Raw genomic sequence first — 9047 nt, 5'->3', positions numbered from 1 at the left:
AGTAGGTGTTCAGCAGGCCGACGGAGTTGAGCTCCTGGAAGATCGGGATGATCAGCACCTGCGTGGGGATCATGATCCCGAGGATGATGAGCAGGAACGCGATGTTCCGCCCGCGGAACACGAGTCGCGACAGCGCGAACGCGGCCATCGACGCGAACAGCACCGTCAGGAGCGCGGTGACCACGCTCGTGATGCCGCTCGCGAGGTACCAGTTCCAGATGTCGCCGGCCTGGAACAGCGCCGCGTAGGAGTGCAGCGTCGGGTTCCAGTTGGACAGGATGGCGTTCGCGCCGAGGGCCGCGACGCCGTTGTCGGACAGCGACGTCTTCAGGGCGAACAGGCTCGGGATGAGCCAGATGATCGCGAACACCGTGAGGATGATCGCGGCCGTGATGTTGAACCCCTTGCCCGAGACGCCGATCTTCGCGGCGTTCGCGGGTGCCGCAGCGGAGACGCCGGAGCGGAAGCGGGGGCGGTCGGTGGTGATGCTCTCGGTGGCGGTCATGTCAGGCCCCGATCTCTCGCTTGGCGGCAGCGCGCTCGACGAGCTGCCGGATGACTGCGATCGCGACGATCACGATGAACAGGAGCACCGATGCGGCCGAGGCGGCACCGAGTCGGTTGTCGGTGAAGCCGACGCCCGTGATGAGCTGCAGCGAGACCTGGGTGGAGATGCCCGGTCCGCCGTTCGTCATCAGGTACACCTGGTCGAAGATCTTCAGGCTGGCGATGATCTGCAGCAGGATCACCAGCGTCGTGGTGCGACCGAGCAGCGGCAGCGTGATCGACTTGATCTGCTGCCAGCTCGACGCCCCGTCGACCGCGGCGGCTTCGTACAGTTCGCGCGGGATCTCCTGGAGCCCGGCGAGGTAGAGGACGAAGTTGAACCCGAGCGTCCACCAGACGGTGGCGATCGCGACGCCGATCATCGCGGTGTTCGGGCTCGCCAGCACACCGGCGCCCGGCGTGATGCCGATCGCCTGCTGGACGGACGCGAACAGACCCGTCGCCGGGGTGAAGATGAACACCCAGATGAGCGAGATCGTCGCCGACGGCAGGATGAACGGCAGGAAGAACGCCAGGCGGAAGAACCACTGGCCGCGGTTCATCCGGTTCGTCAGCACGGCGAACAGGAACGCCAGGATGACGAGCGGCGGCGTCGTGTACAGCGTGAACTGCAGCGTGTGCCAGAGCGACGACCAGAAGTCGGCGCGGCCGAGCATCTCGGCGTAGTTGGCGAACCCGGCGAAGCTGCCGAGCCCGGTGCGGACGGTCGAGGTGTTGAAGAAGCTCGAGACGATCATCCAGATCGTGGGGCCGAGCAGGAAGGCCAGGTAGAACAGGCCGAACGGTGCGAGGAAGAGCCACCCGCTGCGGCCCTGGCCGCGCGTGAGGCTGGTCCGGTAGGTGCCGGTTCGTCGAGGAGCGGTGGTCGCCTCCGTGGGACGGGTGAGGACTGGTGCTGCAGTCACGTCATCGTGCCTTTCGCGCGGTGTTCACGGTGGGGACGTGCCCGGTCACAGCGGGCTCGGGGTGTTGAGGTAGGTCGCGAGTTGGTCCTTGATCGCCGACATGGCCTGCGCGGGGGAGCTGCTGCCCTGCTGGACGAGGGCGAGCTGGGCGCCGACGGTGTTCTCGAACGTCGATCCGGAGCCGCCGTACCAGGCCGGGTCGTCGAACACCGCGCTCTCGGCGGCCGAGGCGTAGTTCGACTGCGGCGTGAGCTTCTTGTACGCGGTGCTGTCGTACGTCGGCAGGTACGCCGGGACGTGTCCGCCCTGGGCCCAGGTGAGGCTCTGCTCGAGCATCTGCTTGATGAAGAGCATGTGGGCCTTCCGCTGCTCCGGCGTCCGGTCCTTGCGGGGCAGGATGAACGTGTGCGAGTCGGCCTGCGTCGCCGGCTTGTCGAAGAGCTGCGGGATCGGCGCCATGCCGAACTTCAACCCCTTGATCGACTGCGCCGTGCTGATCTCCCACTCGCCCTGCATGAAGAAGCCGGCCTTGCCGGTGAACATCAGCGTCTGCGCCGTGGCGTAGTCGAGGCCCTTGTTCAGCCAGCCGTTCTTGACCCACTTCTGGGTCATGTCGGTGACCTTCGTGTAGGCGTCCTCGTTCACGGTCAGCTTCGAGCCGCCGTCGCTGATGAACGGCGTCGCCCCCTCGATCTGGTTGTACATGGTCCAGAAGAAGCGCCACGGGGTCGCGACCTCGCTGACGTTGGCGACGTTGAGGGCCGTGCCGCCGGTGACCTTCGCGACCGCGGCCAGCGCGCTCTCGAAGGCGTCGATCCCGGTGAGGTCCTTGAGCTTGCCGTCGCCGTCGATCAGGCCCGCCTTCTGGCAGATGTCAACGTTGTAGAAGAGGACGAACGGGTGGGTGTCGAGCGGGATGCAGATGTTCTTCCCGTCGGTCTTCTGCGCCGTCCAGGCCTTCTGGTTGAAGTCGCTGGCGCTCAGGCCGACGCTCGCCAGGTCGTCGCTCGTGATCGGGTCGAGCAGGTCACCGTCCCAGAGCGGCTTCGCACGGGTGAGGTGGGCGATGGCGACGTCCGGCGGCTTGTTCCCGACGGTGGCCAGTGTGACCTTCGAGTAGTACGGGTTGCCCCACGCGAAGGTGGTCGCCTGCAGGGACGACGAGCCGCCGTGCTGCTTGGCGTAGCCGGCCTCCATGTCCTGCATGCGGACGCCGTCACCGCCGCCGAAGAGGTTCCAGAAGACCAGGGTCTCCGGGTTGAGCGGGGCTCCGGCGATGCCGGCGGCGAGGGGGCTGGAGCAGGCCGCGAGCGGCAGCACCGTGGCGGCGGCTGCACCTGCGGCGAGGAGGCTCCTCCGCGTGAAGGCACCGCCTCGTGGGTGCGAGGTGGGTACGGGGATACGGTTCGGCATGGCATCACTCCATCGGGACGGGCCGAGTCGGAGCAGGGTCGGTGCTCCGTGAGCGCTCACGTTAGCGCGCGTCCCGGCGTGCCGCCACCCTTTCGGTGCGGCTGGCGGCCGATCCGTGATGTTCGCGGGCGCCCCCTTTCGTGTCGCGCGGAAAGCCGCTAGCGTTTCGGGAACGTGAGCGCTCACTTTCGTCGAGCGCAGGCAGCCCCACGATCGAAGGAGATCCATGCCCCGCACACACCTCGTCCTCGATGCCGCGTTCACCGTGGGGCCGGTGCGACGTCGCCTGTTCGGCGGGTTCGTCGAGCACCTCGGACGCCACGTCTACGACGGCATCCACGAGCCGGCGCACGAGACCGCTGACGAGCACGGCTTCCGCAAGGACGTCGTCGAGCTCGTCAAGGAACTCGGTGTGTCCGCGATCCGCTACCCCGGTGGCAACTTCGTCTCCGGCTACAAGTGGGAGGACGGCGTCGGCCCGGTCGAGCAGCGTCCCCGTCGTCTCGACCTCGCCTGGCACTCGACCGAGACGAACGAGGTCGGCCTGCACGAGTTCCAGCACTGGCTCGACCAGGTCGGCTCGGAGCTCATGCTCGCCGTCAACCTCGGCACCCGCGGCACGCAGGAGGCCATCGAGCTCCTCGAGTACGCGAACATCGACGCCGGTACCGCGCTCAGCGAGTACCGGAAGTCGAACGGCCGTCAGGAGCCCTTCGCGATCTCGATGTGGTGCCTCGGCAACGAGATGGACGGCCCGTGGCAGCTCGGCCACAAGAACGCCGAGGACTACGGCAAGCTCGCCGCGATGACCGCCAAGGCCATGCGGCAGATCCAGCCGGACCTCGAGCTCGTGGCCTGCGGTTCCTCCGGAGCTTCGATGCCGACGTTCGGCGAGTGGGAGCGCACCGTCCTCGAGCACACCTACGACGACGTCGACTACATCTCCGCGCACGCCTACTACGAGGAGGGCGACGACCTCGCCTCGTTCCTCGCCTCCGGCGTCAACATGGACCACTTCATCAAGACGGTCACGACCGCGGCCGACCACGTGCAGGCGCAGAAGAAGTCCGACAAGCGGATCGACATCTCGTTCGACGAGTGGAACGTCTGGTCCATCTCGAAGTGGAACGAGCAGCAGAAGACCTTCGAGCTGCAGGACTGGCCGGTCGCCCCTCGCCTGCTCGAGGACGTCTACACCGTCGCGGACGCCGTCGTCGTCGGCGGCCTGCTCATCTCGCTGCTCCGCCACGCGGACCGCGTTGCCTCGGCGTCGCTCGCGCAGCTGGTCAACGTCATCGGCCCGATCATGACCGAGCCCGGCGGCCCGGCCTGGCGCCAGACGACGTTCTTCCCGTTCTCGCTGACCTCGCGCCTGGCCAACGGCACGTCGCTGCAGGTCAAGTCCTCTGGCGACACGGTCGACGGCGGCAAGTACGGCGAGGTCCCGGTCGTCGACTCGGCCGCCACCGTCGGCGAGGACGGCAAGGCCGCGGTCTTCCTGGTCAACCGGCACCCGTCCGAGTCGACCTCGGTGACGATCGACCTCGCCGGCCTGTCCGTCGAGGGTGACGTCCGCGCCGAGGGCGTCTGGGACGACGACCTGCACGCGGTGAACGACCTGGCGAACACCGAGCGCGTCGGACTGCGCACGAACGACACCGTCCGCCGTGAGGGTGACACCATCACGATCGAACTGCCGCCGGTCTCCTGGACCGCCGTGTCGATCGGCTGAAGCGCCTCGGCGCACGCTGCGGCGGGCGTCGAGTGAGCACAGAGGGCGTCGGGCCGCTTCGCGGTGCCGGCGCCCTCTGCCGTGCGCGGGGCCGGGTGCGATGCCAGTTCACGGGGTGCGCGACAGTTCACGCGGTGGCGGGCGCGTGAGGTGTCGGTGAGCGCGTGAGGCACGTTGCGGTGGTCGGGAGGCCGCTTGGCTGCGGCCGGGAGGCGCGGGGCGGGCTGGTGCCGCGCCTCCCGTCCGCCGCGCGGTCGCGTGTTCACGGCGTGGGCGACAGTTCACGGGGTGGCGGGCGCGTGAGCTGTCGCTGGGCGCGTGAGGCGCGTTGCGGCGGTCGGGAGGCCGGGAGGCCGGGAGATCGGGAGGCGCGGGGCCGGGAGGCGCGGGGCGGGCTGGTGCCGCGCCTCCTGTCCGCCGCGCGGTCGCGTGTTCACGGCGTGGGCGACAGTTCACGGGGTGGCGGGCGCGTGATGTGTCGGTGGGCGCGTGAGGTGCCCGCGACGGCGCGGCCGGCGCGGCGGCGCAGCAGCGCGACGCCTCAGGCGGGCGGCGGCGGGGTGCAGCGCACGGCCCGGGCCCGCCAGGTGATCTCCTCGACGAAGGCGGCCGTGTCGGGGCCGAGTGGATCGTCCGGGGCGTCCTCGACCAGCAGTCCGAGCGCCGGGGCGAGCAGGAAGGACGTCGTCGTGGTGCTCCCGAAGGCGTCGACGGTCGGGACCGCCACGGTGTCCGCGAGTCCGGCGTGCGCGAGCGCTGCGGCGTAGTCCAGGACGGCGTCCGCTGCCTCGTCCGAGGTCAGGACGGCGCTCAGGCCGTACACGATGTTCTTCATGATCCGAACGCGCCGAGGTGGGGAGATGAGGACCGCAGCGGTGGCTCGTCCTCCGGACACACGGAAGTGGCGCACACCCGGGGCCGGGACAGCAAGCCGGCTTCGTGTGCACGGTACGCCCCGCTCGCTGACCGTGTGACGTGCAGCCACACCCTGCCCGGCGTCAGACGGGCGGCGGCGCCGTGCTCGAGCGGACGACCAGGCGCACCGGGACGAGATCGGCCTCGTTCCGGACGGGCTGCCCGTCGATCTGGGACAGCAGGTTCGTGACCGCACGACGACCGACCTCGTCGAAGGACTGGTGCACGGTGGTGAGCGGCGGCCAGAACGAGTCGGACTCGGGGGAGTCGTCGAAGCCCACCACGCTGAGGGTCCCGGGCACGGGTCGCCCGGCCTCGTGCGCCGCCCGGAGGACCCCGAGCGCGGTCTGGTCGTTCGCGGCGAACACCGCGGTGATCTCCGGGCGCCGGGCGATCTCCTGCCCGGCGCGGTACCCGGACTCGGAACCCCAGCCGCCGCGGAACACCGGCGGGACGGGCCGCCCGGCGGCCTCGAGCGTGGCCTGCCAGGCGGCGAGCCGTCGGGCGGCCGAGTAGGACGACTCGGGCCCGGCGACGTGCCAGACGGTCTCGTGGCCGAGGTCGAGCAGGTGCTGCGTGGCCCGGCGGGCGCCGTCGGCCTGGTCGGTGTCGATCGCGGGGTGCTGCGTGGTGCCGGTGGAGTCGACCACGACCATCGGGACGCCGTCGGGCAGGACGACCTCGGCCGTGTCGATGATGTGCGACTCGATGATGATCACCACGCCGTCGACGGCCTGCTCGTGCAGTCGCGAGAAGGCCGAGCGGACGCCTTCCTCGGTGCGTGAGGCCATCGGCAGCAGCGTGATGGTGAAGTCGGCGGCACCCGCTGCGTCGGCGATCGCCTCGAGGGTGCGCATGTTGCCGAACGACGCGAGCGTGAACATGATCACGCCGATCGTGCGGAAGCGCCCGGAGCGCAGTGCCCGGGCGGCGCGGTTCGGCCGGTAACCGAGGTCGTCCATCGCACGCCGGACACGGTCGCGGGTGTCGGGGGAGACGTTGTCGAACCCGCGGGCGACCCGGGAGACGGTCTGCATCGAGACCCCGGCGGCTTCGGCCACGGCGGCCATCGACGGGGAGCGACGTGCGGCGGCCGCAGCCGCCAGTTCGGTCGTCACGATGCCCCTCCGGTTCCGGGCGATCTGCCCTGCAGTCCCCAGACGGTAGCGCATGTTGACGTTGCCATGCTATCGTCGCGGCGTTCGATGTTGACGTCAACATCGACGGACCGGAACACCGCACGACAAGGGAGTCACATGAGCACGCTGGAAGCGCGCGCAGCCGGAGCCACCGCGCCGGCCGTGCCACCGCGGCGCCGCGCCAGGCCGCGCGGCCGCTACACGGGATGGCTCTTCGTCGGCCCCTTCGTCCTCGTGCTCGTCGCGATGCTCATCGTGCCGATCGGGTACGCGCTGTGGCTCAGTCTGTTCCGCGACCAGCTCATCGGCGGCAACCAGTTCGTCTGGTTCGCCAACTACGTGCAGCTCTTCCAGGACGCCAAGTTCTGGTCGGGCCTCGGCCGCGTCGCGGTGTTCCTCGTCGTGCAGGTCCCGATCATGCTCGGCCTGGCCCTCGTCGCCGCCCTCGCGCTCGACAGCGCCCGGCTCTGGGGGACGTCGTTCTTCCGCATCGCGGTGTTCCTGCCCTACGCGGTCCCCGGTGTCGTCGCAGCGCTCATCTGGGGCTTCATCTACGGCAACCAGTTCGGCCTCACCGGCACGGCGAACCACGCGATGGGCATCGACCTGCTGCAGCCGTTCAGCCCGGACTGGGTCCTCACGTCGATCGGCAACGTGGTCACGTGGGAGTTCCTCGGCTACAACATGCTGATCTTCTACGCCGCGCTCCGCACCGTGCCCGGTGAGCTGTACGAAGCCGCCGAGCTCGACGGCGCGGGCCCGATGCGCACCGTGTTCTCGATCAAGCTCCCGGCCCTGCGTGGCCCGATGGTGATCGCCACGATCTTCTCGATCATCGGCAGCTTCCAGCTCTTCAACGAGCCGAACCTGCTGAAGACGCTCGCCCCGAACGTCATCGGCAGCGCCTTCACCCCGAACATGTACGCCTACTCGCTGTCCTTCAGCGGCCAGCAGTTCAACTACTCCGCCACCGTCGCGATCGTCATGGGCGTGATCACCGCGGTGATCGCCTACGTCGTCCAGGTCCGCGGCACCCGCGAGGAGAACCGATGAGCACCCTGCAGCACCCGGCGACCGGCGCGACCGGCCCGGCCACCGTCACCGAGGCGACCACGACGCTCCGCGACCCGCGCACCCGGTCGACCCGCGCCTCCCGGCGTGCCGAGCGGAAGGCCGAGCAGCACGTCGACGGCCGCAGGCCGAAGCGCTCCGGCCTCCTCACCGCCGTGATGATCGTCTTCGTCGTCTACTCGTTCGCGCCGCTGTTCTACCTGCTCGTGAACAGCACGAAGACGCAGGCCTCGCTCCTGTCGACCTTCGGTCTGTGGTTCGGCGGGAAGTTCAACCTCTGGCAGAACATCGTCGACACGCTCACGTACAACGACGGCATCTTCGTCCAGTGGCTCGGCAACACGCTGCTCTACGTGGTCGTCGGCGCCGGCGGTGCGACGCTCCTCGCCACGATCGCCGGCTACGGCATGGCGAAGTTCCAGTTCCCCGGCCGCCGCGCGGTGTTCGCCGTGGTCCTCGGCGCGATCGCCGTCCCCGGCACCGCCCTCGCCGTCCCGACGTTCCTGCTCTTCTCGCAGTTCGGCCTGACGAACACCCCGTGGGCGATCATCCTGCCCTCGCTGATCAGCCCGTTCGGCATGTACCTCATCTGGACCTACGCGGTCGACGCCATCCCCGCCGAACTCCTCGAGGCCGCCCGCATGGACGGCGCCGGCGAGTTCCGCATCTTCTTCACGATCGCGCTCCGTCTGCTCGCTCCCGGTGTCGTCACGGTCCTGCTCTTCGCGGTCGTCGCCACCTGGAACAACTACTTCCTGCCGCTCATCATGCTGAGCGACCCGAAGTGGTACCCCCTGACCGTCGGCCTGAACCAGTGGAACGCGCAGGCCACCGGGTCCGGTGCCGAGCCGATCTACAACCTCGTCGTCACCGGATCGCTCCTCACGATCATCCCGATCGTGGTCGCGTTCCTCTTCCTCCAGCGCTTCTGGCAGTCCGGCCTCGCGGCCGGGTCCGTCAAGGCCTGACCCGTCAGGCCGGGAGGCGCGGGGCGACCCCGCCACGCGCCTGCCGGCCCGGCACACAGCAGCTCCACCCCCTCTCCACGAAGAAGTGAAAGGCACCTCCATGAACAAGCGTCTCCGGCGCGGCCTCAGCGCCGTCGCCATCGGCGTCACCGCAGCCGTCGCCCTCGCCGCCTGCGCCTCCGGCGGCTCCTCGTCCGGCGGTTCGTCCGACGACATCTCGAAGGCCCTCAAGGACGGCGGCACGCTGACCTACTGGTCCTGGACCCCGTCCGCCAAGGACCAGGTGGCCGCGTTCGAGAAGGCCTACCCCAGGGGAAAGGTCAGCTCGTCAACGCCC

The 9047-nt window shown here is 69.4% G+C and carries 7 protein-coding genes and 2 pseudogenes; 4 read left to right on the top strand and 5 right to left on the bottom strand.

Features of this window, described 5'->3' with window-relative positions; translation table 11 throughout:
* From I5E_RS03435 to I5E_RS03425, 3 genes and pseudogenes are all read right to left on the bottom strand, one after another.
* Window positions 1-505 (bottom strand): annotated as a pseudogene (locus tag I5E_RS03435) (carbohydrate ABC transporter permease); the annotation flags it as partial.
* Window position 506: 1 nt separating this feature from the next.
* A complete protein-coding gene (locus I5E_RS03430; RefSeq protein ID WP_022905760.1) occupies window positions 507-1472 on the bottom strand; it encodes a carbohydrate ABC transporter permease in 966 nt (321 codons plus the stop codon).
* Between the two features lie 45 nt (window positions 1473-1517).
* Complete coding sequence (locus I5E_RS03425) at window positions 1518-2885, bottom strand: extracellular solute-binding protein (protein ID WP_022905759.1); 1368 nt, start codon at window positions 2883-2885, stop codon at window positions 1518-1520.
* A 226-nt stretch (window positions 2886-3111) separates the two neighbouring features.
* Between I5E_RS03425 and arfA the strand changes: the two genes are divergently transcribed.
* Window positions 3112-4617: an arabinosylfuranosidase ArfA gene (gene arfA, locus I5E_RS03420; RefSeq protein WP_022905758.1), complete on the top strand. Its 1506-nt coding sequence runs from the start codon at window positions 3112-3114 to the stop codon at window positions 4615-4617.
* A 541-nt stretch (window positions 4618-5158) separates the two neighbouring features.
* Here arfA and I5E_RS03415 read toward each other — a convergent pair.
* Both I5E_RS03415 and I5E_RS03410 read right to left on the bottom strand, forming a co-directional pair.
* Window positions 5159-5452: a hypothetical protein gene (locus I5E_RS03415; RefSeq protein WP_022905757.1), complete on the bottom strand. Its 294-nt coding sequence runs from the start codon at window positions 5450-5452 to the stop codon at window positions 5159-5161.
* A 163-nt stretch (window positions 5453-5615) separates the two neighbouring features.
* Window positions 5616-6602: a LacI family DNA-binding transcriptional regulator gene (locus I5E_RS03410; RefSeq protein ID WP_148286843.1), complete on the bottom strand. Its 987-nt coding sequence runs from the start codon at window positions 6600-6602 to the stop codon at window positions 5616-5618.
* Window positions 6603-6788: 186 nt separating this feature from the next.
* On the opposite strand from I5E_RS03410, the gene I5E_RS03405 reads away from it, so the two are divergent.
* The 3 genes and pseudogenes from I5E_RS03405 to I5E_RS21100 form a co-directional block, all read left to right on the top strand.
* Complete coding sequence (locus I5E_RS03405; RefSeq protein WP_022905755.1) at window positions 6789-7724, top strand: carbohydrate ABC transporter permease; 936 nt, start codon at window positions 6789-6791, stop codon at window positions 7722-7724.
* Entirely contained in the window at window positions 7721-8710 is a 990-nt protein-coding gene (locus tag I5E_RS03400; RefSeq protein WP_022905754.1) for a carbohydrate ABC transporter permease, read from the top strand. Before I5E_RS03405 ends, I5E_RS03400 begins: the two co-directional genes overlap by 4 nt.
* Before the next feature lie 100 nt (window positions 8711-8810).
* Window positions 8811-9047, top strand: a pseudogene (locus I5E_RS21100) (sugar ABC transporter substrate-binding protein); the annotation flags it as partial.

The sequence above is a fragment of the Curtobacterium sp. B18 genome, from assembly GCF_000333375.1.
In the GTDB taxonomy this organism is placed as follows: Bacteria; Actinomycetota; Actinomycetes; order Actinomycetales; family Microbacteriaceae; genus Curtobacterium.
The sequence above is the reverse complement of the archived record's forward strand: the minus strand, read 5'-3'. Positions and strand labels throughout refer to the sequence as shown.